We start from the raw sequence: 24,941 nt of genomic DNA on the forward strand, positions 1-24,941 counted from the left end.
TGAATTTGGTGCTGTTTGGAAAGTCTAAGCGTGAATACTCACGCCGTTTTTGAGCAAAGCCTGACGAATCGCAATAGTTTGCGCCACCGCATTAGGGTTATCCCCATGAATACAAATCGATTGCACTTGCCCGACCAAACTCAAAGCCTGCGCTTGCACTTGCGCCAAATCAGTCAAAATAGCACCCGCTTGTTCACGTGGCATTAAAGTGCCATTGGCTAAATACGCCCGATCGGCAAAGCCCTCGGCAATTGTCGTTAAACCACGCGCGGCAGCGGCCTGAATCAAGCAACTTCCCGCCAAAGCCATCACCGCTAAATCGGGATCGATTTCAAAAATCAACTGAGCGATTTGATCGGCCAATTCAGGATTAAGCGCTGCATCGTTATACAAAGCGCCATGCGGTTTCACGTAAGCCACCGAAATACCGTCTTCAATACACACCGCTTTTAAAGCCCACAATTGCGCCGTAATACTAAACACCAGTTTTGCCGGTTCAATCTGCATCGAGCGACGACCAAAGTGCGCTCTATCGGGGTAGCTCGGATGCGCTCCAATTCGTACGCCGTGCGCGTGCGCCAAACGCACTGCATTACGCATCGAATCCACATCGCCGGCATGACCACCACAAGCGATATTGGCCGAGCTAATCAAAGGCATCAGCAGAGAATCAAAGTCGCCGCCCTCGCCCAAATCAGCATTTAAATCGATGAACATACTATCCTTTGTATTTTTCTCAGCCAATTTTGCTGAGCGCGTAAGGCTAGCACAGCTTTATCGGCATCGACTATCTGAAATTGGATTTGATCGTTCGCACGGTATTGCCCTGCCCGCCATAAATCAGCCTGAATAAGCTGCCCCACAATCGGATAACCTCCGGTAGTTTGCGCATCGGCTAGTAATAAGATCGGTAAGCCACTGGGCGGCAACTGCATCGTACCGAAAAATACGGCCTGCGATGCCATTTCAATGGGTATGGCCATCTGTAACTTATCACCCAATAGCTTGAGCCCCATACGGTCACTCTGGTGACTCACTTGCCAGGTCTGCTTTTGCAATCTACTTTGCGCCTCGGTCGATAAATTGCCCCACTGAGGGCCTCGCATCAGGCGCAACACGGGTCGCCAACTTGGCGGGACAATCGCCAACGACGGCAAACCGATAGTTGAATTTGCCTTGGCATGCAACACATCGCCCGCCTGCAAAGCGCGTCCAGCGACACCACCCAACTGTGCCGCCAGCAAAGTGGAGCGACTGCCCAACACCAGTGGCACATCGATACCACCTAAAAGCGCAAGATAAGTGCGAGCCCCATGCGCAGGAGGACTCAACTGTAGTAATTGCCCTGCCTGAGCGCGCTGACGCGAATACGGCAGCAACGGTTTACCATCCAAGTGGGCTGCGCAATCGGCCCCAGCCAAAGCAAAATCGGTTGCCGCCACAAAACGAAATTGCGCACCACCCAAGGTCACTTCCACCGCAGCAGCATCGGGCGCGTTACCCAATAGCAGATTGGCCAATGCCAAAGAAAGCGGATCCGCTGCCCCAGCCTGCGGCACGCCCCATTGCGCAGCCTGACGACGGCCTAGGTCTTGCACTGTACTTTGCACGCCAGCGCGAATTACCACCAAACCACCGTTCATGACTCCACACTCACCGCAATAAATCGAATACGATCCCCGGCTTGCATTAAGCTAGGCGGAGATTGTTTTTCATCAAACAAAGACACGTCACAATGACCAATGATCTGCCAACCACCAGGGCTAGCACATGGATAAATCCCCGTCTGCCGACCACCGATGCCAACACTCCCTGCGGGCACTTGCAGCCGTGGACTTGCGCGTCGCGGGCAAGCTAAATCAACAGGCAATCCTGCTAAATAAGGAAAGCCGGGTAAAAAACCAAGACACAAAACATCATAAATAATCGAACTATGCCGCTGCGCAACTTCGCTGATACTTAACTTTGCGTGCGCAGCGACCAGCGCTAAATCAGGCCCATATCGACCACCATAACGAACAGGCAATTCATGCACACGTGAGGTACAAGGCCGTGTCTGCTCGCTAGATAAAAATAAGCGTTTTAAGTCAAAAGCCAGTTGATCTGAATTGGTCTGTAATGGATCAAATCGAACCGTCAGATTACCAACCCCCAAAATCGCAGCCACAACATCCTCTCGCTGCAAAGCCGCACTATGTACCGCCTGCAAGCGCAATTGCGCAGCCTCACCCGCAGCCAATACCAAGGCTGCCTCACCCAATGGATAAAGTTGTATTTGATCCAATAACTCAATCGTTTCTACTGTATTTTGCAATTTATTAGCCATAATAAAATGATTATTTCTGACACGTGCATTCATGCCCAACGCCGACTCCGAACACTTCATTCATCCCGAGCAATTACAAATCGGTTTGTTTATCCAATTAGATTTACATTGGATGGAGCACCCGTTCACGTTTGGCAGTTTCAAAATCAAGTCAGCTGATCAAATCGACACCCTAAAAAAACTCGGTCTAAAACAAATTCGTTATTCACCCATCAAAAGTGATGTCTCACCGCTAGCCTTAACACCGACCACTGAAGACGCGCCAACAAGCACACAAGCGGCCGAGTCAACCCCTGTGCCCCCAATCGCTCCCGACCCTGCACTACAGGCACTTTTGCACGCGAAGCGAGAGCGACTCAAGCAGCACGAACAACGCCAAGCGCAGCTTGATGCCTGCGAAAAAGCCTTTGGGCAAGCCGCCAAAGTAGTACGCAATATCAACGCACAAATTCATACTCAGCCCAAAGAAACCGTTGCGGCAGCAGATCATTTGGTCGAACAAATGCTGGACTCGCTACTTTCAGATAGCGACATTGCGATTCATCTGATGAATGGCAAATCTGCGGGCGATGAACTTTACTTTCACTCATTAAATGTATCGGTATTAGCATTAATGCTAGGCCGAGAAATGAAGCTATCGCGCGAACAAATCCATATTTTGGGATTAGCCTCATTGTTTCACGATATTGGCAAAAACGAAGTCCCCGATCGCATTTTACTCAAAACAGAGGGGCTTAACCGCGCTGAGCAAGCGATTGTCGAACAACACTGCCAATGGGGCGTCGAAGCTGGGCACCGAGCCGGTCTACCAGTTCCTGTGTTGAAAGTGATCGCCCAACATCATGAGATGTGCGATGGATCAGGCTATCCCCACAAACTAAATATCGACAAAATTGACCCATTGGCGCGAATTTTAGCGCTGGTGAATACTTACGATAATTACTGCAATAAAATTAATGCCGCGCAATCGTTAACACCACACGAAGGATTGGCGCTGATGTTTGCGCACCAAAAAGCCAAATTTGATCCCATTCCATTAAACCATTTTATCAAGTGTCTAGGCGTCTACCCTCCCGGTACTTTGGTGATACTGTCCAATGAGTGCTACGGCCTCGTTGTTTCAGTCAACGCGTCACGGCCATTAAAGCCCCAAGTACTGGTCTTTGATCCCGAAAACACACCCAATGAATCGATTGTGCTGGATTTAGAATTTGAAAAAGGACTGAACATCAGCAAATCCATCAAAGTGGCACAACTACCGCGCGAAGCTGCTTTTTTCTTAAGCCCCAAAAAACGCATGACTTACTTTTTTAGCCAGAGTGAAACAAAGTGATGCTCTCTGCTCAAAATCTACTTGATGCCTGCGCCACTGCGGTATTGGCGGTAACCCCTGATGACGGCCTGATAGTCGCAGCCAATCAGGCCTGTGAAGAATTACTGGGTTACGCTACCCATAATTTAATCGGGCGACCGATTACAGATATCGAGGTAGGCTTACAAGACTTATTTTTTTGGGAAGAAATTCGCGAAGGAGGCTGCAGCAATACTAGCAACGTCGAAGGCGAATATCGCCATGAAAATGGTCATTTTCTTCAAGTTCGTAAATCGGTGCGATGCATTGAAGATCAAGGGCAATTGTTGTGTGTCATTTCGGTGCATGACATCAGCCGCGCCAAACAAATGGAAATGGAGTCCGCACTAGCGGCCTCTTTATTAGCAGCAACACTCGAATCCACTGCCGACGGTATTTTAGTGACCGATCTAGACGGCAATATTCGTAACTTCAACCATCAAGTGCCTCAAATTTGGCAGTGGTCAGCAGAACAAACCGTCTCAGGTGACGATTTATTTTTACACATCGAAAGTCAATTACTCGATCCCGCTCAATTTCGAGCTTGGCTAGACGAACTCTACAGCGATCCCTACCTTGCCTCCCAACATTCCTGCGCATTACGGGATGGTCGTTTTTTTGACTTAAGCAGCCGCCCACAACGGTTGGGCGACACCCCGGTCGGTCGCTTGTTTGGGATGCACGACATTAGTGCGATCAAGCACCATGAAAACGAACTGCGAATTGCGCGTGATGGTGCCCAAGCCGCCAGCAAAGCCAAATCCGACTTTCTATCGCACATGAGCCACGAGTTACGAACACCACTCAATGCCATTCTCGGGTTTGCACAAATTATTAGCGCCGATCAAGACTATAACCAGCGGGAGCTAGGCAGCTATATTTCCAAAGCGGGGCGGCATTTACTTGACCTGATTAATGAAGTACTAGACCTCGCCAGTATTGAAGCTGGCAAATTAGCATTACGCGATGAAGCCGTCGATTTAGCGCTGATTATTCAAGACTGTCTTGAGTTGACCCAAAACTTGGCGACAGAAAAAAACGTAACACTACTACAAACCCAAATGCCTACGGCACGATTTATGGTGCAAGGAGATGCCCGCCGCATCAAACAAATTTTGCTGAATTTTGTCAGCAATGCAATTAAATACAATCGCCCGCAAGGCACAGTCGAAATGACGGTCACTCATTCAACCAAGCACACATGGCGGCTGATGGTGAGTGACACTGGGCGTGGCATCAGCGTAGAAGACCAAGCCAAGTTATTCCAACCTTTTAGCCGTGTAGGAAACAATAACGACAGTATCGAGGGCACAGGGATTGGCTTGGCATTCACTCAGCGCCTCGCAGAATTGATGAAAGGTCAAGTTGGCTTTACTAGCACAGTGAATGTCGGCAGTCGTTTTTGGATAGACCTGCCTTGCGCAAAAGGCCTGACTCAAGCAATTAAAAGCACAACAACGTGCGCGAGCGGTCAAAGAAATATTTTATATATCGAAGACGATCTACTTTCACAAAAATTATTGCAAGCGATTTTCAAACAACAACGCCCCAATTACAACGTATTGCTGGCTGGCACAGGCAAAGACGGGCTGAACTTGGCGCAACATCAACACCCCGATCTGATTGTGCTCGACCAACACTTACCCGACGCCAGTGGGTTTGCGATCTTGGAGCAATTACGTAGCAACGATCAAACCAGATCGATTCCCGTTATTGCATTATCAGGTGATGCTTTAGAAGACGACATTCAGAAAGCACTACACATGGGCTTTGACGCCTACATCACCAAACCATTAGAGGTGAAAACAGCACTCCCCCTAATCGACAAAATACTCGGCAACACAATTGAAGGGTATCAACTCAAAAACAATAAAAATAAAAGCCTTTAGTCAAATACCCCGTGTTGATGTAAAGCCCAATCAATATGTTCACGCACCATCTCATTCGGAAATGAGCGCCGCGACTGCAGCGCTTGAATAATCGCTGGCGACGTATCGGCATTGCCCAAACCCACCGCTAAATTACGCAACCACGCAGCATAACCAATCCGATAAATTGGGCTACCCGCCATTTTTTGAGTGAAATCGTTTTCACTCCAAGCAAACAACGCCAATAAAGTGACATCATCCAAGCCATGCCGAATCGCAAAATCAGTTTCAGGGCTGCTAGCAGCAAAACGATTCCACGGGCAAACCAGTTGGCAATCATCGCAACCATACACACGATTGCCGATCATCGAACGAAATTCGACCGGAATCGCGCCCTTCAATTCAATCGTCAAATATGAAATACAGCGCCGCGCATCAACGATGTACGGCGCAACAATCGCCTGCGTTGGGCACGCGTCGATACAGGCGGTGCATTTACCACAATGCTCTTTAGGCGTGGGCGGATCAACGGGGAGTGGGATATCAAGCAGCAATTCACCCAAAAAGAAAAACGAGCCATAGTCACGATTAATCAACAGGCTATGTTTTCCGCGCCAACCATTACCGCCTTGCTTAGCCAGCTCAACCTCAAGAATCGGCGCAGAGTCAACAAAAACACGATGCCCGTGCTGGCCAATCGCAGCGGTAATTTTATCGGCCAACTGCTGCAGACGAGCGCGCAAAACTTTGTGATAATCACGCCCCAAAGCATAACGCGAAATATAAGCTTTATTGGTATCGGCTAGAACCGCTTCAGAATCAAAGCCTCCAGTCAGATACGGCATAAAAACGGTAACGGCCGTCAACGAACCGGGCACTAATTCTGCTGGTCGGGCGCGTTTTAAGCCATGCCTTGCCATATAATCCATTTCGCCGTGAAAACCTGCCGCGAGCCACTGTGTTAAACCCGCTTCGGCGTGGCTTAAATCAATACTCGCAATCGCAGCACGGGCAAAACCCAGCTCTAGCGCCCAATCTTTAATCGATTGCGCTAAATCCGCATAATTTAATGAATCGAGTGATGGATGTATAAATTCAGTCATATCGCAAATGATACCGCGTTCAGCGCATTTTTAAGTGATGAAAACGCCACCATCGAATTGGGCCACCGCTTAGCCCACGCGCTCCAACCGGGCATGGTGGTATTTCTCGAAGGTGACTTGGGCGCAGGTAAAACAACACTGACGCGCGGTATTTTGCGCGGCTTTAATTTTACCGGTCGTGTCAAAAGTCCAACATATACCTTGGTCGAGCCCTACACATTACTTGGACTTGAAGCTAATTCTAAATTATACTTTTATCACTTTGATTTATATCGGTTTAATGATCCAAGTGAATGGGAAGATGCTGGATTTAGAGACTATTTCAACTCTGAATCGATTTGCCTCATTGAATGGGCAGACAAAGCCAGCGGTCAATTACCAAGTCCCGATTGGATTATTCAACTTCAGCCAGAAAGCACAGGCCGAAGAATTTTATTAAGCGCCACCAGTGAGTTAGGCCAAACATGCCAGAACGCTTTGACCTTAGCAGCGAATTAAATCCCGCTTTTCCACTGAAGCGCCGCGATGTGCTGCGCGCCGCTGCAGCCACACTACTACTCTCAGTCAGCCCAGTCAGTTTAGCCGCGGCAGCCAGTATCGTTGCGGTACGCGTTTGGCCTGCTGAAGCCTACACCCGCGTAACCATCGAATCCTCAGAGCCGCTGACCTTTAATCAATTTTTAATCAAAGACCCAGAACGACTTGTGGTTGATTTAAATGGGATTGATTTAAACAACGAATTGCAAAGTTTAGCCAGCAAAGTTGGCAGCGATGATCCGTATATCAAACTATTGCGTGCAGGTCGTAACAAACCCGGCACCGTACGTTTGGTGCTCGACTTAAAAACTCAAGTCAGCCCGCAAGTATTTACTCTTGAGCCGTTTGGCGAATACAAACATCGCCTAGTGATTGATTTGTACCCCACAGTACAAAACGACCCCTTATTGGCACTACTGAATGAAACGGCCAAGCCCAGCGTCAGCAATCAAGTCGCGAATAAACCCACAGAATCAAAAGCTTCTGAGTCAAAAATCGACCAAGCCAAACCCATTGAACCCAAGCCCGCAGAGACAGCGTCAGTTGATCGCAGCAAACTCAAGGTCGATCGACTGATTACAGTCGTACTCGATCCGGGCCACGGTGGCGAAGACCCCGGCGCAGTCGGCCCATCCGGTACACACGAAAAAACGGTGGTACTGCAAATTGCCAAAAGACTCAAAGACCTACTCAGCGACGACCCGAATGTACGGGTAGTATTAACGCGGGATGGCGATTATTTTGTGCCGCTTGGGGTGCGCGTTAAAAAAGCCCGTGCAGTGAATGCTGATTTATTTGTCTCCATCCATGCCGATGCCTTTGTTCGTGCCGATGCTAATGGCTCTTCGGTATTTGCTTTATCTGAAGGTGGCGCCACCAGCGCCCATGCACGCTGGTTGGCACAAACACAAAATAACGCCGATTTAATTGGTGGCATCAAACTCAAATCAAGCGACCCTTACCTCGCCAAAACCCTGATGGATCTAACGACCACCGCGACAATTAACGACAGCCTGAAACTGGGTAAAGCCATGCTAGGCGAGATTAGTGGTATTAATCGATTGCACAAACCGAATGTCGAGCAAGCAAGCTTTGCCGTACTCAAAGCGCCTGATATCCCATCAATTTTGGTAGAAACCGCATTTATTTCTAATCCGGCGGAAGAGCAGAAATTAATTTCCGAGGATTACCAACAAAAAATGGCCCTTGCCTTGCATAAGGGCATCAAACGCTACTTTGCCAAAAACCCACCATTGGCGCGCACCCGCATCGCACAAAATTAATCGCTTACAGTTGTGTTCCTAATGCCGCATTAACTGCTGCGATTAATTTGGCGGGGGTAAATGGCTTCACAATTAAGCCAGAGGCACCCAAAGTCAAAGCTTCTTTGACTCGATCCAAAGTGGGCTCCCCAGTAACCATAATCACTTTTGGTGCTGGATCCAGCTTTAAAATCTGTGGCAACAGATCAATGCCATTCGCTTCCGGTAAATTAATATCCAATAAAACTAAAGATGGATGTAGATCCATGCAAAACTTCAATCCATCATGCGCATGACCGGTTTCACCCAACACATTAAACTCTAATCGACGCATTAAACTTGCCATTAAATTGCGCAAAATGCCATCGTCGTCAATCACCACGCAACTTAGTTTTTTACTCATTACTTCAATCCTTAATAGAAGTGGCTGGTATACTTCCGCCTCACTGTTTTCTAAGCATAGTCTATATTCATGCCGCGTATTCAACGACTTTCCGATCATTTAGTGAATCAAATCGCTGCAGGCGAAGTGGTCGAGCGCCCTGCTTCAGCACTCAAAGAACTATTAGAAAACAGTATTGATGCCGGTAGCCGCAATCTGCAAATTGAATTGCAGGCCGGCGGCACCAAACTCATCAAAGTGATTGATGATGGCTGCGGCATCGCCAAAGACGATTTAGAGCTGGCATTGCATCGTCACGCCACCAGCAAAATCGCTAGCATGGACGATTTAGCCCAAGTCGCCACGCTCGGTTTTCGCGGTGAAGGCTTGGCATCGATCGCCTCGATCTCGCGCCTAAGCCTAACCAGTCGCTACACCGAAAATGGCCAAGCCGCAGCACACGCTTGGCGGGTCGACGCTGATCATGGCCGACTGCTTGAACCAGAACCCGCCGCTTTAGCCGTTGGCACCACGGTTGAAGTACATGATCTTTACCATCAAGTACCGGCGCGCAAGAAATTCCTGAAATCCGATAGCACCGAATATGCACACTGCGCGGCGATGATTGAACGCTTGGCATTGGCTAATCCGCACGTATCATTTACCGTCATCCATAATGGCAAAGCCCAACAGCGCTGGCAGGCAGGTGACATGGCCAAGCGTGCGGCTGCGATTATTGGCGATGATTTCGTCAACTCTGGCATTGCCGTTGACGAAGGCTTTGGTAGTTTGCGCTTACACGGCATCACTGGCTCGCCGACTTTGGGAAAAACCAGCCGTGAAGCACAGTATTTCTTTGTTAATGGGCGTTTTGTGCGAGATAAAGTGGTCATGCACGCGCTGCGTGAAGCGTACCGCGACGTACTGCATCACAATCTACATGCCTCATTTTGCCTATTTTTAGAAATGGATCCTGAAGGGGTCGACGTAAACGTTCATCCAACTAAAATCGAAGTCCGTTTCCGTGAAAGCCAAGCGATTTATCGTTTTTTAATTACCAGCCTCTCCAAAGCGTTAGCCAAAACCAAAGCCGGGATAGCACCCGAGGGTATTGATACCGAAACAGGAGAAATCATTACCCCTGCGGCTATACCCAACAAAAGCACCGAGAGTAACAACTATCAACCCAAAGACTATGCGCAAATGGCCTACCGCCAACAGCATATTCCACTCGCCCCGGCAGTGGGCGAAGGGCTCAAAGTCTACGAAACGATGTTTGGTGATTTACGGGCGAGCAAAAATAGCGAATCTGAGCCAGAAGCCAACTCGACAGAGACGACTTACTCTTTTAGCGCTGCACCCGCCCAGCGGCAAACTGCGGCCAGCATTGGCGGCGCAGGTGCTTTCACCAACGCGAGTCCCACCGCACAAGCAAGCCGTGAAACCGTGCCATGGACGATGGCAAGCAGCCATATTCAACGCGCCAGCACGCCAGAGCTACCTGCAGCCGACGAAAATGGTATTCCACCGCTCGGTTTTGCGCTGGGGCAATTGCACGGGATTTACATTCTCAGCCAAACCGTTGAAGGCCTGATCGTCGTTGATATGCACGCCGCGCATGAACGCGTCGTGTACGAAAAGCTCAAAACTGCACTTGATTTGGCCGAAATGCCGATGCAACCGCTACTCATCCCACACGTATTCAGTGCCGATAAATTTGATGTGGCGACGGTCGAAGATTTTGGTGAACAGTTGGCTGAACTCGGCCTAGAAATTTCAGTCACCTCACCGACCCAGCTCTCGGTACGCGCCGTACCGATGTTATTGCAAGGCAGCAATCCCGTTGAACTCGCGCAAGCGATGCTACGCGACATCCGCCAAGTTGGTGTTTCGCAAGTGTTATCCGGCCGCCGCAATGAGTTACTGGCGACGATGGCCTGCCATGGCTCAGTGCGCGCCAACCGCGCGCTCACCATTCCTGAGATGAACGCCCTACTGCGCGAAATGGAAGTCACCGAACGCAGCGGTCAATGCAACCACGGCCGCCCAACGTGGTTCCGGCTGACACTCAATGATTTGGATAAAATGTTTATGCGGGGACAGTAATGGGTAGCATCTTACTCATTAAATTACTCATTGGTCCAAGCTTAATTGCCGCAACTAGTTTAGCTGGGCAGCGTTGGGGACAAAGAATCGCTGGAATACTGGCAGGCTTACCCAGTGTCGCACTCGCTCTTGTCGCAGTTATTTGGTTAGAACAAGGAGAACAATTTGCACGAGTAATGATTCACGCCGCACCAATCGGTCTGATTGCCAACTCACTGTATATGCTTGCTTTAGCTTTTACTAGTCAGCATTTCCGTTGGCCAATCACAATGCTGATTGCGACCATCTGCTATTTTTTAGTTGCTAATTTGATTAGCGTATTGGAGTTAACAAAAATAAATTACATGGGTATATACACTTTAGCTATTCTTTTCATTACTTATCTAGCAATACCCAAGCACACAACTACAAGTATCTCTAAGAAATTACCCAATAGTGAATTATTCATCCGAATGGGTATCTCTGCGTTATTGATTCTTAGCATAAGCCTAATCGCACCTTTATTTGGGGGTGATTGCATCGGCATATTAACTGGTTTTCCGATTGCAGGAGCTGTTCTTCCAGCCTTTACATTAGCGCTCTTGGGACGGGATGCATTACTCAAACAACTGAAAGGATTTATGTTGGGTTTATTCGGCTTTGCCATTTGCTTTTTAATTTGGCCGATTTGGATTTCAGCTTATGGCTTTGCTGCAATAATTCCTGCACTAATGCTCGCAGTCATTTGTACCGCTAGTCTTAATTACTTATTGAATTGCAACTTACTAACAAGTGCGGCCTAAACATGAATCAACACCCACCCGCCATTTTCATTATGGGGCCCACCGCCAGCGGCAAAACGGCAGCGGCGATGCATTTGCTGGAATCTGGCTTGCCCGTTGAGCTAATTTCAGTCGACTCGGCCTTGGTATTTAAAGACATGGATATCGGCACCGCTAAGCCGACTCAAGCTGAACTTGAACGCGCACCGCATCATTTAATCGACATTATTGATCCCACCGAAGTCTACTCCGCCGCCCAATTCCGCCTTGATGCATTAGCGCTAATGGCAGACATCACCGCACGCGGCAAAGTACCGGTACTAGTAGGCGGCACGATGCTGTATTTCAATACACTGGAACAAGGCATGCATGATTTGCCCGTCGCCAATGCCGAACTGCGCGCACAACTGCACGTTGAGGCGGATTTAATCGGTTGGCCGGCAATGCACCGCAAGCTCGCCGCACTCGATCCAATCACTGCTGCGCGTTTAGAGCCCACAGACACCCAACGCATCGAACGCGCTTTAGAAGTTTGTTTACTCTCAGGTAAAGCCATGTCAGCCATATTGGCTGAACCTGCTAGAGAAATACTTCCCTACAATCTACTCAAGATTGCGCTCATACCGAGCGACCGCGCGGTATTGCATCAAAGAATTGCATTACGTTTTGACCAAATGCTAGATGGCGGCTTGTTCGACGAAGTCAAAATGCTGCGCGAAAGATATCTACTCAGCCTCGATTTACCATCAATGCGTTGCGTCGGCTACCGACAAGCGTGGGAATATTTAGAAGGCGAAATCGACCGGAACACTTGCCGCGAAAAAGGCCTCGCGGCGACTCGGCAGTTGGCAAAACGCCAATTAACATGGTTAAGGGGAATGAATGATTTAATCGAAGTTGATTGTCTACGAACCACAGCAGCAAACCTAATCTGCAATGACGTACAAAAGTGGCTCATCAAATAAAAGCACAATTGCTTAGTTATTGCTAAAAACCGGTTATAAGAAGTGCTGTTCAAAATTTAAACACCGGCAAACACGGCGCTTCGATTGACCATACCCACGCGCCATAGTCAGGTAGGCCATCGACGTAAGGTGGCGGCGCTTCACCGGCAATCAATGGCGCAAAATAACGGCGTGCAGCGGGGGTAATCCCAAAGCCATCGGCGGCGATATATTCGGGCGGCAATGGCTTTTCGCAATTGGCCACAACACCCAGCGGCACGGCACCAATATCCCAGGTGTACGGCACATCACTCAAACGCTCAATCGTTGCCATCATCCCTCCTTGCCCCGCCACTGCCAGTTTCACTGCCGCTTCCCCGACCGCAATCGCCTGCGCCAAATCAGTCGCCGACGCTGTATGCCGTGCGGCCCGCTGTAAATAATCCGCAACTGACCAGTGGCATTTAAACCCACAGTGCGTTTTAATAAGTCCAGCCAAATACGGCGCAAGCCCACCTAATTGCACATGCCCAAAAGCATCTTTTCCACCCGCTTCTGATAGAAACTCACCATGGGTATCTCGTACACCCTCAGCAGCAACAATGACGCAATAGCCATACCTCATTACCGTATTTTCTACGGCAGCCAGTAAACGCCCTTCATCAACAGGAACTTCCGGCAATAAAATCAAATGCGGCGGCTCCCCCTCAGCGCGTGCGGCTAAGCCACTAGCGGCGGCAATCCAACCGGTATGTCGCCCCATTACTTCGAGAATGAACACTTTGGTTGAGCTGGCCGCCATTGATTTAACATCCAAGCCAGCTTCACGTACTGACGTTGCCACATACTTGGCGACCGAACCAAACCCAGGCGAATTATCAGTATGCGGTAAATCATTATCGATGGTTTTCGGCACATGAATCGCCAACAATGGATAACCAGCCGCTTCAGCAAGTTCAGAAACTTTCAGGCAAGTATCAGCCGAATCACCACCCCCATTATAAAAAAAGTAGCCAATATCCCACGCCTTAAACACCGCCAAAATCCGCGCCAATTCTGCTTCGGTTTTGATTTTGTGTCGACAAGAACCAAATGCGCCACCTGGAGTGGCTTTGAGCTGCGCCAAATCGCCATTGCTTAACACCGCCGTATCAATCAGCTCTTCATTCAGCACGCCCAATATCCCATTTTTGGCCACAAATACACGGCCAATATGGCTTGGGTACAGCCGTGCGGCAGTAATCACGCCCGCGGCGGACGCATTAATCACCGGCGTTACACCTCCGGATTGGGCATACAAGGCATTCATTGGCATGGCTAACTCCCACAAGAAGGAACTTTATTTTGCGCGTTGCAACAAAAATCGCGATAGGGATTTTCCATCATGATGGACGCCTGCACCCAACTGAATCGCTAAAAAATGCCATCATGTTTTTTCTTAAGAAAATCAAACATGACTTGTCGCAATTCTGGCTTCTCGTCTAAGGCCTCAATCACTTTAGCCAAAGTCATCAATTCACCGAGATCCATTTGCAAATGTGGGTAAATAAAATCGTAATCACGGTAAAACATACTCCAATCAGGAAATTGCCGCTGTAATAGAACCTCCTCACTTTGCAATTGCACATCATGGTGGCGTGGGTCGCGCTGAATTTTTGAATATACTTGCCGAATTATCTCGGGAACACCTTCGATATACTGAAAAAAATACCCATCCTGATACAAAAGTAAGCCAGTTATACCTTGATTGACATTACGTAATTCGCATTCACGCATCAGTTTGAGGCGCATTTCTTCGGTATGCAGTGCAGTGGCACGACTGGTATAGCTTATCGCTAAAATCATATTTTACCTCGTTGGCTATCTATTTGATTTTTAGCTAAAACCGACCAAAACCCCAAGCACTTTGAGTGCAAATAAAAAAGCCACTTTGCGAACAAAGTGGCTTTTCATAAGCAAAGTAGCGATTAGGCGCCGAGTGCTTTTAATGTTTGCTCACGCACTACTTCAACTGCTTGGGTGCCATCAATTTTGATGTATTTTGGTGCAGTCGCATCGCCAGAAGCAGCCATTTTGCCGTAAAAACCAACCAATACTTCAGTTTGCTCGTGATACACGCCCAAACGTTTGAGTACAACTTCTTCCTTATCGTCATCACGTTGCACCAAAGGCTCGCCTGTTTCATCATCGATACCTTCCACTTTTGGTGGATTGTATTTAATGTGGTAAGTGCGACCAGAAGCCACGTGCACACGGCGACCAGCCATGCGATCAACGATATTTGCATCTGGAACATCGATTTCAACGACGTAATCAATCTCAACACCGGCTGCAACCATCGCTTCCGCTTGTGGAATCGTACGAGGAAAACCGTCGAACAAGAAACCTTTTACCGCATCTGGCTGAGCAATGCGCTCTTTCACTAGACCGATGATGATGTCATCGCGCACCAAACCACCCGCATCCATAATCGCTTTGGCTTCCAAACCCAGTGGTGTACCTGCTTTCACCGCAGCACGCAGCATATCGCCCGTAGAGATTTGTGGAATACCAAATTGTTCACGGATAAAGTTAGCTTGAGTGCCTTTACCAGCGCCAGGAGCGCCCAAAAGAATTAATCGCATCGTGTTTTCCTGTGGTTTGAGTGAAATATTATTAACAACGAAATTCAAATACTTAGGAGATCACAAAAAGCACAAAAAAGACCGAAATACACGAAAAAGAACTTTAAATCTAACATTACTCATCTTCGTGTTTTTGAATTGTGTTCGTGCCTTTCGTGATCCTGTTTTTATTATTTTCAAAGCTTCGCAGCAAATACCGCGCGAACGCGTTCTAAATCTTCTGGCGTATCCACCCCCGCCGCTGGCGCTTGTGCCGCGAGGTAAACGCCGATCTTGTAGCCGTGCCAAAGCACGCGCAGTTGTTCAAGCTTTTCGATGTCTTCCAGCCGCGATGCGCTCAATTTTGAGTACGCCCGCAAAAAACCAGCCCTATAAGCGTATAGGCCGATATGCCTTTGTGCGTTTAGCTCAGCTGGCAATACCCAATCAACATCTTCATTATCATCAGCAAAACCATCTCTATCCCACGGAATCGGCGCTCGGCTAAAATACAGCGCTTGGCTCGCAGCATTGCAAACCACTTTCACCACATTCGGGTTAAAGAAGTCTTCAGCAGTTTCAATTTTGTGACTCGCCGTCGCCATTGCCAAACTGGCGTCACTCGCCAAATGAGCGGCCACGGAATTAATCAGCTCAGGATCAATCAAAGGCTCATCACCTTGCACGTTGACCACAATCGCATCGTCCGGCAATTCAAGCCGATCCACCGCTTCGGCAAGGCGATCCGTTCCCGATGGATGGTCGTTGCGCGTGAGCATGCAGGCATAGCCCGCCACCGTCACCGCATCTTGAATCGCCATATCATCGCAAGCCACCACCACCATATTGGCATCCGATTGCAGCGCTTGCTCAACCACGCGCACCACCATCGGCTTGCCCGCAATATCAGCCAGCGGCTTATTGGGCAAACGCGTCGATTGCATCCGTGCAGGAATAATCGCGACAAAGCTCATGTTTATGCCAACTCGTCGGCGCTAAGCTCGCGCGCTTCGCTCACTAGCATCACCGGAATACCGTCACGAATTGGAAAAGCCAAACGATCCGCTTTGGAGATCAATTCCTGCTTGGCCTTATCGTAAATCAACGGGCCTTTTGAAACAGGGCTGACCAGAATTTCTAGTAGCTTAGCGTCCATTTAGAGCTTCCTTAATTGTTCGTCTAACCAGTCAGCCAGATTCGGTTCAATCTGTGCGGCCACTGGCAAAACCCAGATTCTATCACCGTCTGCGCCCAAATTTAAGGCAGAAAGCTTCACCGCGTCTTTTTCGGTCACGATGATCGCGCCGCTGGCGGGTAAATCCTGCACTGAAAAGGCATGATGATCCGGCATCGCCTGCTCAGCAAAGCGAAAACCCAAATCACGCAAGGTCGCAAAAAAGCGCGCTGGATTACCGATACCGGGCATCGCGGTCAGCGTTTCGCCAGCAAAATCGATGGCAGTGCGCTGCACATTCGGATGCGTTAATTGATAACACGCTTGCGCTTGCAAACTCAATGCGTATTGCGGAGGGTATTGCTCGCCAAGCCAATCCAAACAATGGTTACCATTTAATACAATCGCGTCGACTGTTTTGAGTCTGGCGCGCGCTTCGCGCAGCGGCCCTGCGGGCAAGCGTAAACCATTTCCTAAACCGCGTGCGCCGTCGATCACACACAACTCCAAATCCCGCGCTAAAGCGTAATGCTGCAAACCATCGTCACACAGAAGCACGTTGACGCTCGGATGTGCCGCCAATAACGCCTGCCCCGCGACTGCACGCTGCCGCGCAACAAACACCGGAACGCCAGTCCCCCGTGCCAACAGCAGCGGCTCATCCCCAACCTCCGCGGGGTTACTGTGAGGGGTAACCTCTTGTGGCGAATCTTTATCAATTTCTGTACGCGCATACCCACGAGAAACAATACCGACGTTCCAGCCGAGCTGGGTGAGTTCCTGCGCCAAATACACTGTTAATGGCGTTTTGCCTGTACCACCAACGGTGATATTGCCGACGACGATGACGGGGACAGGGAGTTTGATGGTCGGTTTAATTTTGCTGCGGTAGAGCAGTTTGTTCAGGTTGGCGAGTAGCGCAAACAGCATTGACAGCGGCCACAGCAAAATCGCCCAGATTGAAAGGCGCTTGTACCAGATGCGGTTGAGGAAGGATTCAATATTCATGGGTTAATCATCGTAGGGTGTGAAAATCCCGCAGGGATTTGCACACCAGAATATGCTTTAGCGTTCTTATTCACATTGTCGCGCTCATGCCGCGCGGCACTGACTTTCTTTGCTTCGCCAAAGAAAGTCAGCAAAGAAAGGCGACCCGAGACGAACCCGGCTCCGCCGTTCCCTCTCTCATCGTGAGCCAAACGATAATACTGTTTGTCTCTCTCCTCGCTCGGTGTTCGTTTTAACGGGATATCAAGCTCCTGATCAACGATCAAGAAACAAATCAGATGTATTGCTAGCTAAGCATTAATAATAAAAGCGTAAAAGCAAATACATCACGACCGTAGGGTGTGAAAATCCCACGGGGATTTGCGCACCAAATGCGATGAAATGAGCATCGAGATAATCATGCATCACCGAATCCGCGTGCGCAAATAAAGCCTTGCGCACCCTACAAGGCTTACAAATTAAGGGAGTGAATCAAATACTATTTTTGCTTCATATTGATTTTGATATAAGCATTCATAATTCAATCTAACTTCTGCCGCTGAGAAAAATTTGTCTAATGCAACATAGCCTTGAAAACTAACCTGATGTAATACTAAAAGATCTAATTTTTGTCCAGGACCAAGAAAAGCACTTTCATCAAGTGAATTCAGACTCCAGTCATTGTCAGCTAGAACCGATATTTTTTGGATTAATTCAATAAGCTCTTTTCCAACAAGTACGCTATCCCCACTCCAATAAACGGTTGGTATAAATAACTTAGCGCCCCCCAAACCATGATTGGCAATGCTAATGCGAAACTCACCTCCTATTTTATTAACTTCAAAATCACATAAAGGTTTTACCGATAAATGATTATGTTTTCTGGCAAGATCCGCTTGCCAGCAAGTAAGTCCGAGGGAACAAAGAGCAACAAAGGCTGAGCATATTGCAATCCAGTCGGAGTTTCCTAAAGCCATTTAGCATTAGCCCTTTAATAATAAGAACACACAACCAAAAATAAAACGGCGCCTTCAGCGCCGTTTTTCACATCCATCTAAATCACTTCTGCCCAGTCGTCTGGGTCGCAAACGTCAGTTTGCCATATCCTGCCACCCTTGCCGCTTCCATCACGTTCACGACGTTCTGGTGGCTGGTTTGGGCGTCGGCGCTGATGACGATCATGGGGTCGGCGTTGCTGCCCGCTGCGCGGCGCAGTTGGATGGCGAAGTCGTCGGGGCTACTAAATTGCGCGGGTTCGCCGTTGATCATAAATTGACCAGCACCTGACACCCCCACCTGAATCGACTGCGGTTGCTCAAGTTGCTTTTCAGCATCTGCCGTTGGTAGATTGATTTTCAGTTCAGCAAACTTCGAATATGTCGTCGTTGCCATCAGGAAAATCAAAATCACTAACAACACGTCGATCAGCGGAATGAAGTTAATTTCTGGCTCGACACGGCCACGACGGCCTTTATTGAATTTCATATTTTTACATCCGCAAAGAGCGTTTTTTAAAGTAGCGAGCGCCCGTCAGAGTAGGGAGCCCGGAGCGCAGGAACCGGAATGTACACAAAGTACATGAGGATTCCGAGCACCGCGCGACCCGCTATCACGGGATGCGCAGCACTTTAAAACACGCTCTTTTAGTGGCGTTCGCCGTGGACGATTTCGACGAGTTTGATCGCTTGCTGCTCCATTTCGACGATAAAGTCATCCACTTTACTGACGAAAAAGCGATAAAACATCAAAGCAGGCACCGCCACCATAATACCGAAAGCGGTGTTATACAGCGCAATCGAAATACCATGCGCCAATGCCGCAGGATTGCCCGCGCCCGTTGGGGCTTGTGAGCCAAAAATTTCAATCATACCGATCACAGTACCAAACAAGCCCAGTAGCGGCGTCACCGCAGCCAGCGTACCAAGCGTCGATAAATAGCGATTCAAATCATGCGCGACAGCGCTGCCGGTTTCTTCAATCGATTCTTTCATGATTTCACGTGAGCTTTTCACGTTTTTTAAACCCGCTGCCAACACCCGACCAAGCGGGCTCGAAGCCGACAATTTAGTCAATGAATCAGCGGTGACGCCTTGGCTGCGATACTCTTGCACCACTTTAACCAGCGTGCCTTGTGGCAACACTAAGGATTTACGTAGCGTGAGTAAACGTTCGATAATAATGGTCACCGTCGCGACAGAAGCAGCGATAATGAGCCAGATTGGCCAGCCAGCGGCCTCGATGATAGCGAGCATAGATAAAAACCTTGTGATGATAGTGGACAACAACAAAACCGCGTAACTTTAGCCCGAATCCCGCGCGAGGGGAAGAGCTATAGCGCACAAGTGCGTCCCCCTGCGCAGTTACAAGACAAGGAAAAGGATAGACTGGCGTAGCGATACACACCAAGCCCCAGATATCATTCAGATTTTTCGGGTTACCCCCAGATCCTGTGGGTAACTTTGTGGGAAAGTTTCTAAAACCGCAATAAAACTGTGATTTTTACGGCTTTTTTCTAATTTGCTACATTTTTATACAAAATCAACAAAACTATTAAATTCAAATACTTAGCACAAAATCATCAACTACAACTTTCGATTATTATGCCAAACGGCAATAAACATGGATTTTGTGGATTATTTAAGGCTCAATTCGCGTGAATACTGATTTGTCAATAGCACAAAGCAATGTAGTTTCTGTCACACAACTGAATAGAAGAGTGCGTACACTACTAGAAACCGGTTTACCGCAACTCTGGGTGGCCGGTGAAATTTCAAATTTTAAGCGTTACGACTCAGGGCATTGCTACTTCAGTCTGAAAGACGCAGGCGCACAGGTGCGCTGTGTAATGTTTCGCAATCGAGCCGGACTACTCGATTTTCAACCGCGCGAAGGGCTGCAAGTTGAAGCGCGCGTCGTGGTGACTTTGTACGAGGCGCGCGGCGATTTTCAGCTTACCGTCGAGGCGATGCGCCCTGCGGGACTTGGCGCATTGTTTGAACGCTTTGAAGCATTAAAAAAGCAACTGGCTGCGGAAGGCCTGTTCGATCAAGACAATAAACGCCCGCTACCGAAATACCCTAAGGCCATCGGCATTGTCACCTCTCCCGCTGCTGCAGCCTTGCGCGATGTTTTAGCCACATTAGCGCGCCGCACGCCGAACACGCCGATTATTTTGTACCCTACTGCCGTACAGGGTTTGGACGCCGCACCGCAAATTGCCAAAGCGATTCGTATCGCCAGCGAGCGAGATGAAGTTGATGTGCTGATTGTCTGCCGTGGCGGCGGCAGCTTGGAAGATCTGTGGTCGTTTAATGAAGAAATCGTCGCCCGCGCGATTGCCGCCTGTAATATGCCGGTAGTGAGTGGCGTCGGCCACGAAACTGACTTTACGATTAGCGATTTTGCCGCCGACCTGCGCGCGCCGACCCCCACCGCCGCAGCGGAACTCGTCAGCCCGAATCGGCAAGAATTACTCAATTTGCTGCATCATCAGCAACAACGTTTGGTGCGCGCTTTCGAGCGCGACATACATAATAAGATGCTGCAACTGGATCAACTTGGCCGCCGCTTGCAGCATCCAGGACAAAAGCTCGCGAGACAAGCAGAACAATTGCAGTATTTACGTCAGCGCCTGCAGCACAGCTTTAAGCTACAACTCCAGCAACGCAGTCAAAAACTACTGCGCTTATCGATGAGTTTGGCGCATCAGCAGCCCAATTTCGAACGGAATCGCCAACAGCTATCGCAACTGCAAATCCGCCTGCAACGTGCCATGCAGCGGCAAATCGAAATGAAACGGCAGCAGATTGAACAGGCCGCACTCAAACTAGAACCTTGGAATCCGCAAGCCGTGCTGGCGCGTGGCTATGCCTTGGTTAGCCGCAGCGACGGCGGCCTAGTACGCCAAGCCACCGCAGTACGCGCCGGTGAAGTCTTGGCGGTGCAGTTTGCCGATGGCAACATCACCGTCAACGTCAGCCAAGGCGTGCAGCAACAACATGAGCTGCCGATTTAAACCAGTGAACGGCAGCTCCCCTCATCAGTCGGGCAAGGCTGCGCCACTTAGCCGCGCTCGACCAACAAGCGTAACTTAAGCGACTAGCAAGCCATGAGCTGATCGATCATTTTTACCAGTGGGTATACAGGCAAAAGCTAACTAAACCAATAAATGCAAAGAAATACCAGCAGAAGAACTACGGTAACACCACCGAGAAATAGCTGTATTTTCGCAAGCACCCCCAAGGCGAGTCATTCAGCATATCAACGAAGCCACACGCAAAAGGCAAAAAAAACCAGTTTTTTTTCGATGGTTAGCGCAACTTTACTCGATTGTTAGCCAGCACCAGACGACATACAATTGAAAGCATATTGAAAACAAAATCCAAAGTGAGCGCAAAAATGCCTAAATACCAATTCTTCAAATCAGAACACGACCATCAGCACCAATGGCTCGATATGGCCGATGGCGCATTTCTATTGCGCAAAGAACAATTACTGAGCCGCGGATTCGAAGTCATTGGCGACACCATTTACGCCGACAGCGAACAAGAAGCCATCGCGAAATTTAATAGCGGCATGATGTATCCATTAAAGGAATACAATGTATCGACACCGAGCGGTGGATTATTTTATGCGGTCAAAAGCTTGCTTGAAATACTCTATCAGCGTTTAAGTCGACCGAATAAGCAACGATAAGCAACCATCCCTCACACAAAAACCAATTAGGTATATTGCAGCAATCATTATTTTTATTCAGGTAGCGCAATATACCCGCCCAACCAAAAAAACCTCGCACTAAACTCTATGCGCAAACTGATTACTCACTACTGCCCACATTAGGATCTATTGAAGTTTAGTTTGTGGATCAGGCATACACTCCGCAATCCACCACAAACAGCACACTGCACAATCAAGCAGCAGCGCCCGATGGCGCACTTATTACCGCTCAGAACAAGCAATCTCAGATACGACTTGCCACTGATAGCGAGTCTCTCCTAGCGGCTGCCAATGCAACTAGGCAACTGGTATTAACCCGTACCTTATTCATTGGAAACGCAATCCTATTTCAATGATGAAATAAAGTTCCCCAAAATTTAAAAATATTTTTCCTACACGATAGGCATTTAACAAAAAAACCAACAATACCAGTTAAAACTGTAGTCGATCTCACTACAAAAACTTACGCCTAAAATACAAAAAACCAAAATCCAAAGCAACAAACAAAATAACCATATGATTTTATTGAAATATATAAAAAAAACAAAAATATTTGACAATCCAGAAGCGACTCAGCAACACTCGTAGTGCGCCAGAAAAATTACGTAGTGAAAAAACACTGGCCACCAGCGGATGCCAAGCCAAGCACAAGTGGTATTAGCATCTAACACCAAAATATGGATGAGAGGAAATACAATAATGAATTTTCGTTTAGCCGCAATCCCCGCAGCAATGGCCTTCGTCACGGTCAGCGCTTTTGCTGCCACGGCATGGAACAGCGCCACCGTTTATACTGGCGGCGAGGTCGTAACTTATGCTGGCAAAGATTACAAAGCCAAATGGTGGACACAAGGCAATGTGCCCGGCGCAGATCAATGGGGGCCTTGGGAATTAGTTGCTAGTACAGCAACAGCTGTTCCAACCGTTGCACCAACAGCCGCTCCAACGACAGCACCTACAGCTGCACCAACGACAGCACCGACATTGGCACCCACAGTCGCACCAACGACAACGCCGGGCAACTGCACCTATGCAGCATGGAATAGCAGCACAGCTTACAATGGCGGCGCACTGGTTTCTTCCAATGGCCATAACTACAAAGCGAGCTGGTGGACACAAGGCGATGAGCCTTCTGTCAATACTGGATCGGGCAAACCTTGGGTTGATTTAGGTGCATGCAATGGCGCAGCAACCCCAACACCAACAGCAAAACCAACAGTAGCTCCAACTGTTGCACCGACTGCGACCAGCGCCCCAACCGCGACACCAACTGCAAAACCAACAATTGCACCGACTGTAGCGCCAACAGCAACCACAGCACCGACCGCCACGCCGACAGCGAAACCAACAGTTGCTCCAACCGTAGCCCCTACAGCCACCGTAGCACCGACTGCAACGCCAACGACCGCACCGACGATCGCTCCAACGGTTGCACCAACAACAATGCCAACCGTCACACCTGCGCCAGTCGGCAGCCGTGAAGTGGGCTCATACTTCACGCAGTGGGGCGTGTACGACAGCGCGTTCTTTGCCAAAGCCGTACAAGACAGTGGTGCAGCTGCAAAACTCACCTTCATCAATTACGCATTTGGCAATATCTACAAGCAAGCCGATGGCACCATCAAGTGTGATAGCGGCATCAACAAAGCCAACGACGGCAACACTGCAGGCGACGGTGGCGATGCATGGGCTGACTACCAAATGGATTACGCAGCCAAAGACTCAGTCGATGGCGTAGCTGACACATGGGAAAGCCCACTCAAAGGCAACTTTAACCAGCTGAAAAAACTCAAAGCCAAAAACCCGAATCTGAAAGTCTTCATTTCATTGGGTGGCTGGACTTGGTCTCGCTTCTTCTCGACCGCAGCAGCAACCGATGCCAACCGCAAAGCGCTGGTGGCTTCGTGTATCGACGTTTACCTCAAAGGTAACCTGAAAAAATCAGGTGGCGATCCAGCCGGTGGCGCGGGTGCAGCAGCCGGCGTATTTGACGGTATCGATATCGATTGGGAATACCCAGGCGTACAAGGGATTGGCAACAATGTGGTTGACCCAGTCAACGACAAACACAATCTGACCTTGTTGATGGCCGAGTTCCGCAAACAACTTGATGCTTATGGCGCAACACAAGGTGGCAAACACTACTACCTCACTGCAGCCATTGGCGCTGGTAGTGAAAAAATCGACCAAACCGAACCAGCTGAATACAGTAAATCGATGGATTGGGTCAATGTGATGACCTATGACTTCCATGGCGATTGGGACGACACGACCAACTTCCATTCTCACCTGTACCCAGATCCAGCTGATCCAACCGTTGGCGTTGCCCGTACTTACAACATCAACGACGCACTAACCAAACTGATTGCGAATGGCATGCCACGTGACAAAATCACTTTAGGCATCCCGTACTATGGTCGTGGTTTCGGTGGCGTGAGCAGCGTTAATGATGGCTTGTACCAAAAGAAAACGCGTGCAGCGGGCAAAGTTGGTGTACAGACTGAAGCAGGTTACGGCGATTACAAAGCATTGAAAGACGCTGCTGGCGTGCGTAAATACCACCCAGTCACTAAGCAACTCTACCTCTACACCACAACAGGTGACTGGTGGAGCTATGACGACGTCACTACGATTCGCCTGAAGAACGATTATGTCAAAGCCCAAGGCTTGCGCGGCAATTTCAGCTGGGCGCTCGATGGCGATGACGCCAATGCAACGCTCACCAAAGCGATGGCAGAAGTGAAGTAATTCTCAACTAAAAGCGGCTCACAAAGCCAACCCTAACCAAAGCCACCGCACAACGGTGGCTTTTTTCTGTCCT

General features: G+C 48.9%; 24 protein-coding genes. 10 read left to right on the forward strand and 14 right to left on the reverse strand.

The window, feature by feature from the left end:
- Positions 1-24 precede the first annotated feature (24 nt).
- The 3 genes from pxpA to pxpB are packed head-to-tail and all read right to left on the reverse strand — an operon-like array spanning position 25 to position 2,359.
- Positions 25-717, reverse strand: a complete 693-nt coding sequence (gene pxpA / locus GM173_RS04850) for a 5-oxoprolinase subunit PxpA (protein WP_203570178.1) — start codon at positions 715-717, stop codon at positions 25-27.
- Positions 702-1,643 (reverse strand): 5-oxoprolinase subunit C family protein, encoded by a 942-nt coding sequence (locus GM173_RS04855; RefSeq protein ID WP_203570179.1) that lies wholly within the window; start codon positions 1,641-1,643, stop codon positions 702-704. The genes pxpA and GM173_RS04855 overlap by 16 nt, the downstream gene beginning before the upstream one ends.
- On the reverse strand, positions 1,640-2,359 hold the full coding sequence (gene pxpB / locus GM173_RS04860) for a 5-oxoprolinase subunit PxpB (protein WP_239078248.1): 720 nt from the start codon (positions 2,357-2,359) through the stop codon (positions 1,640-1,642). Before pxpB ends, GM173_RS04855 begins: the two co-directional genes overlap by 4 nt.
- On the opposite strand from pxpB, the gene GM173_RS04865 reads away from it, so the two are divergent.
- Together GM173_RS04865 and GM173_RS04870 are read left to right on the forward strand one after the other, a co-directional pair.
- On the forward strand, positions 2,358-3,659 hold the full coding sequence (locus tag GM173_RS04865) for a cyclic di-GMP phosphodiesterase (protein ID WP_203570180.1): 1,302 nt from the start codon (positions 2,358-2,360) through the stop codon (positions 3,657-3,659). The two genes, pxpB and GM173_RS04865, sit on opposite strands and share 2 nt — an antisense overlap.
- Positions 3,659-5,566 carry a PAS domain-containing hybrid sensor histidine kinase/response regulator gene (locus GM173_RS04870; RefSeq protein WP_203570181.1) on the forward strand — a complete coding sequence of 636 codons (1,908 nt, stop codon included), beginning with the start codon at positions 3,659-3,661 and terminating at the stop codon, positions 5,564-5,566. Before GM173_RS04865 ends, GM173_RS04870 begins: the two co-directional genes overlap by 1 nt.
- Here GM173_RS04870 and queG read toward each other — a convergent pair.
- Positions 5,563-6,648, reverse strand: a complete 1,086-nt coding sequence (gene queG / locus GM173_RS04875; protein WP_203570182.1) for a tRNA epoxyqueuosine(34) reductase QueG — start codon at positions 6,646-6,648, stop codon at positions 5,563-5,565. The genes GM173_RS04870 and queG overlap by 4 nt on opposite strands.
- Between queG and tsaE the strand changes: the two genes are divergently transcribed.
- Both tsaE and GM173_RS04885 read left to right on the forward strand, forming a co-directional pair.
- A complete protein-coding gene (gene tsaE / locus GM173_RS04880; RefSeq protein ID WP_203570183.1) occupies positions 6,631-7,146 on the forward strand; it encodes a tRNA (adenosine(37)-N6)-threonylcarbamoyltransferase complex ATPase subunit type 1 TsaE in 516 nt (171 codons plus the stop codon). The genes queG and tsaE overlap by 18 nt on opposite strands.
- The gene (locus tag GM173_RS04885) at positions 7,113-8,468 is read left to right on the forward strand and encodes an N-acetylmuramoyl-L-alanine amidase (protein ID WP_203570184.1); all 1,356 of its coding nucleotides are present in this window, start codon (positions 7,113-7,115) and stop codon (positions 8,466-8,468) included. The genes tsaE and GM173_RS04885 overlap by 34 nt, the downstream gene beginning before the upstream one ends.
- A 4-nt stretch (positions 8,469-8,472) precedes the next feature.
- Here the strand turns inward: GM173_RS04885 and GM173_RS04890 are convergent, their stop codons facing one another.
- Positions 8,473-8,850 carry a response regulator gene (locus GM173_RS04890; RefSeq protein WP_203570185.1) on the reverse strand — a complete coding sequence of 126 codons (378 nt, stop codon included), beginning with the start codon at positions 8,848-8,850 and terminating at the stop codon, positions 8,473-8,475.
- A 69-nt stretch (positions 8,851-8,919) separates the two neighbouring features.
- Here GM173_RS04890 and mutL point away from each other — a divergent pair, with 69 nt between their 5' ends.
- Genes mutL through miaA form a run of 3 tightly spaced genes read left to right on the forward strand, consistent with a single transcriptional unit; the run spans position 8,920 to position 12,661 of the window.
- Positions 8,920-10,935, forward strand: a complete 2,016-nt coding sequence (mutL, locus tag GM173_RS04895) for a DNA mismatch repair endonuclease MutL (protein WP_203570186.1) — start codon at positions 8,920-8,922, stop codon at positions 10,933-10,935.
- A complete protein-coding gene (locus tag GM173_RS04900; RefSeq protein WP_203570187.1) occupies positions 10,935-11,717 on the forward strand; it encodes a DUF3147 family protein in 783 nt (260 codons plus the stop codon). Before mutL ends, GM173_RS04900 begins: the two co-directional genes overlap by 1 nt.
- Before the next feature lie 2 nt (positions 11,718-11,719).
- A complete protein-coding gene (miaA, locus tag GM173_RS04905) occupies positions 11,720-12,661 on the forward strand; it encodes a tRNA (adenosine(37)-N6)-dimethylallyltransferase MiaA (RefSeq protein WP_203570188.1) in 942 nt (313 codons plus the stop codon).
- Positions 12,662-12,710: 49 nt separating this feature from the next.
- On the opposite strand, the gene GM173_RS04910 is transcribed toward miaA, so the two are convergent.
- The 9 genes from GM173_RS04910 to GM173_RS04950 form a co-directional block, all read right to left on the reverse strand.
- Positions 12,711-13,955, reverse strand: a complete 1,245-nt coding sequence (locus GM173_RS04910) for a 6-phosphofructokinase (RefSeq protein WP_203570189.1) — start codon at positions 13,953-13,955, stop codon at positions 12,711-12,713.
- A 98-nt stretch (positions 13,956-14,053) separates the two neighbouring features.
- Positions 14,054-14,485, reverse strand: coding sequence for a BLUF domain-containing protein (locus GM173_RS04915; RefSeq protein ID WP_203570190.1), 432 nt, complete (start codon positions 14,483-14,485; stop codon positions 14,054-14,056).
- Positions 14,486-14,607: 122 nt separating this feature from the next.
- Positions 14,608-15,264 carry an adenylate kinase gene (adk, locus tag GM173_RS04920; RefSeq protein ID WP_203570191.1) on the reverse strand — a complete coding sequence of 219 codons (657 nt, stop codon included), beginning with the start codon at positions 15,262-15,264 and terminating at the stop codon, positions 14,608-14,610.
- 176 nt (positions 15,265-15,440) lie between these two features.
- Complete coding sequence (kdsB, locus tag GM173_RS04925; RefSeq protein WP_203570192.1) at positions 15,441-16,217, reverse strand: 3-deoxy-manno-octulosonate cytidylyltransferase; 777 nt, start codon at positions 16,215-16,217, stop codon at positions 15,441-15,443.
- Between the two features lie 2 nt (positions 16,218-16,219).
- On the reverse strand, positions 16,220-16,399 hold the full coding sequence (locus GM173_RS04930) for a Trm112 family protein (RefSeq protein WP_203570193.1): 180 nt from the start codon (positions 16,397-16,399) through the stop codon (positions 16,220-16,222).
- Positions 16,400-17,425, reverse strand: a complete 1,026-nt coding sequence (gene lpxK, locus GM173_RS04935; RefSeq protein ID WP_203570194.1) for a tetraacyldisaccharide 4'-kinase — start codon at positions 17,423-17,425, stop codon at positions 16,400-16,402.
- A gap of 458 nt (positions 17,426-17,883) precedes the next feature.
- Entirely contained in the window at positions 17,884-18,381 is a 498-nt protein-coding gene (locus tag GM173_RS04940) for a hypothetical protein (RefSeq protein WP_203570195.1), read from the reverse strand.
- A gap of 82 nt (positions 18,382-18,463) precedes the next feature.
- A complete protein-coding gene (locus tag GM173_RS04945) occupies positions 18,464-18,889 on the reverse strand; it encodes an ExbD/TolR family protein (protein ID WP_203570196.1) in 426 nt (141 codons plus the stop codon).
- 158 nt (positions 18,890-19,047) lie between these two features.
- Positions 19,048-19,656: a MotA/TolQ/ExbB proton channel family protein gene (locus GM173_RS04950; protein ID WP_203570197.1), complete on the reverse strand. Its 609-nt coding sequence runs from the start codon at positions 19,654-19,656 to the stop codon at positions 19,048-19,050.
- Between the two features lie 401 nt (positions 19,657-20,057).
- Between GM173_RS04950 and xseA the strand changes: the two genes are divergently transcribed.
- From xseA to GM173_RS16180, 3 genes are all read left to right on the forward strand, one after another.
- On the forward strand, positions 20,058-21,419 hold the full coding sequence (gene xseA / locus GM173_RS04955; protein WP_203570198.1) for an exodeoxyribonuclease VII large subunit: 1,362 nt from the start codon (positions 20,058-20,060) through the stop codon (positions 21,417-21,419).
- 383 nt (positions 21,420-21,802) lie between these two features.
- Entirely contained in the window at positions 21,803-22,099 is a 297-nt protein-coding gene (locus tag GM173_RS04960; protein WP_203570199.1) for a hypothetical protein, read from the forward strand.
- Positions 22,100-22,819: 720 nt separating this feature from the next.
- Positions 22,820-24,868 carry a glycosyl hydrolase family 18 protein gene (locus GM173_RS16180; protein WP_275412322.1) on the forward strand — a complete coding sequence of 683 codons (2,049 nt, stop codon included), beginning with the start codon at positions 22,820-22,822 and terminating at the stop codon, positions 24,866-24,868.
- The last annotated feature ends 73 nt before the right edge of the window (positions 24,869-24,941 follow it).

The organism is Deefgea chitinilytica (assembly GCF_016881405.1).
In the GTDB taxonomy this organism is placed as follows: Bacteria; Pseudomonadota; Gammaproteobacteria; order Burkholderiales; family Chitinibacteraceae; genus Deefgea; species Deefgea chitinilytica.

Coding starts and splice junctions, on each gene's coding strand:
- pxpA (WP_203570178.1), bottom strand. CDS start 717: ATGTTCATCGATTTAAATGCTGATTTGGGCGAGGGCGGCGACTTTGAT.
- GM173_RS04855 (WP_203570179.1), bottom strand. CDS start 1,643: ATGAACGGTGGTTTGGTGGTAATTCGCGCTGGCGTGCAAAGTACAGTG.
- GM173_RS04865 (WP_203570180.1), top strand. CDS start 2,358: ATGCCCAACGCCGACTCCGAACACTTCATTCATCCCGAGCAATTACAA.
- pxpB (WP_239078248.1), bottom strand. CDS start 2,359: ATGAATGCACGTGTCAGAAATAATCATTTTATTATGGCTAATAAATTG.
- GM173_RS04870 (WP_203570181.1), top strand. CDS start 3,659: ATGCTCTCTGCTCAAAATCTACTTGATGCCTGCGCCACTGCGGTATTG.
- tsaE (WP_203570183.1), top strand. CDS start 6,631: ATGTATAAATTCAGTCATATCGCAAATGATACCGCGTTCAGCGCATTT.
- queG (WP_203570182.1), bottom strand. CDS start 6,648: ATGACTGAATTTATACATCCATCACTCGATTCATTAAATTATGCGGAT.
- GM173_RS04885 (WP_203570184.1), top strand. CDS start 7,113: ATGCCAGAACGCTTTGACCTTAGCAGCGAATTAAATCCCGCTTTTCCA.
- GM173_RS04890 (WP_203570185.1), bottom strand. CDS start 8,850: ATGAGTAAAAAACTAAGTTGCGTGGTGATTGACGACGATGGCATTTTG.
- mutL (WP_203570186.1), top strand. CDS start 8,920: ATGCCGCGTATTCAACGACTTTCCGATCATTTAGTGAATCAAATCGCT.
- GM173_RS04900 (WP_203570187.1), top strand. CDS start 10,935: ATGGGTAGCATCTTACTCATTAAATTACTCATTGGTCCAAGCTTAATT.
- miaA (WP_203570188.1), top strand. CDS start 11,720: ATGAATCAACACCCACCCGCCATTTTCATTATGGGGCCCACCGCCAGC.
- GM173_RS04910 (WP_203570189.1), bottom strand. CDS start 13,955: ATGCCAATGAATGCCTTGTATGCCCAATCCGGAGGTGTAACGCCGGTG.
- GM173_RS04915 (WP_203570190.1), bottom strand. CDS start 14,485: ATGATTTTAGCGATAAGCTATACCAGTCGTGCCACTGCACTGCATACC.
- adk (WP_203570191.1), bottom strand. CDS start 15,264: ATGCGATTAATTCTTTTGGGCGCTCCTGGCGCTGGTAAAGGCACTCAA.
- kdsB (WP_203570192.1), bottom strand. CDS start 16,217: ATGAGCTTTGTCGCGATTATTCCTGCACGGATGCAATCGACGCGTTTG.
- GM173_RS04930 (WP_203570193.1), bottom strand. CDS start 16,399: ATGGACGCTAAGCTACTAGAAATTCTGGTCAGCCCTGTTTCAAAAGGC.
- lpxK (WP_203570194.1), bottom strand. CDS start 17,425: ATGAATATTGAATCCTTCCTCAACCGCATCTGGTACAAGCGCCTTTCA.
- GM173_RS04940 (WP_203570195.1), bottom strand. CDS start 18,381: ATGGCTTTAGGAAACTCCGACTGGATTGCAATATGCTCAGCCTTTGTT.
- GM173_RS04945 (WP_203570196.1), bottom strand. CDS start 18,889: ATGAAATTCAATAAAGGCCGTCGTGGCCGTGTCGAGCCAGAAATTAAC.
- GM173_RS04950 (WP_203570197.1), bottom strand. CDS start 19,656: ATGCTCGCTATCATCGAGGCCGCTGGCTGGCCAATCTGGCTCATTATC.
- GM173_RS04960 (WP_203570199.1), top strand. CDS start 21,803: ATGCCTAAATACCAATTCTTCAAATCAGAACACGACCATCAGCACCAA.
- GM173_RS16180 (WP_275412322.1), top strand. CDS start 22,820: ATGAATTTTCGTTTAGCCGCAATCCCCGCAGCAATGGCCTTCGTCACG.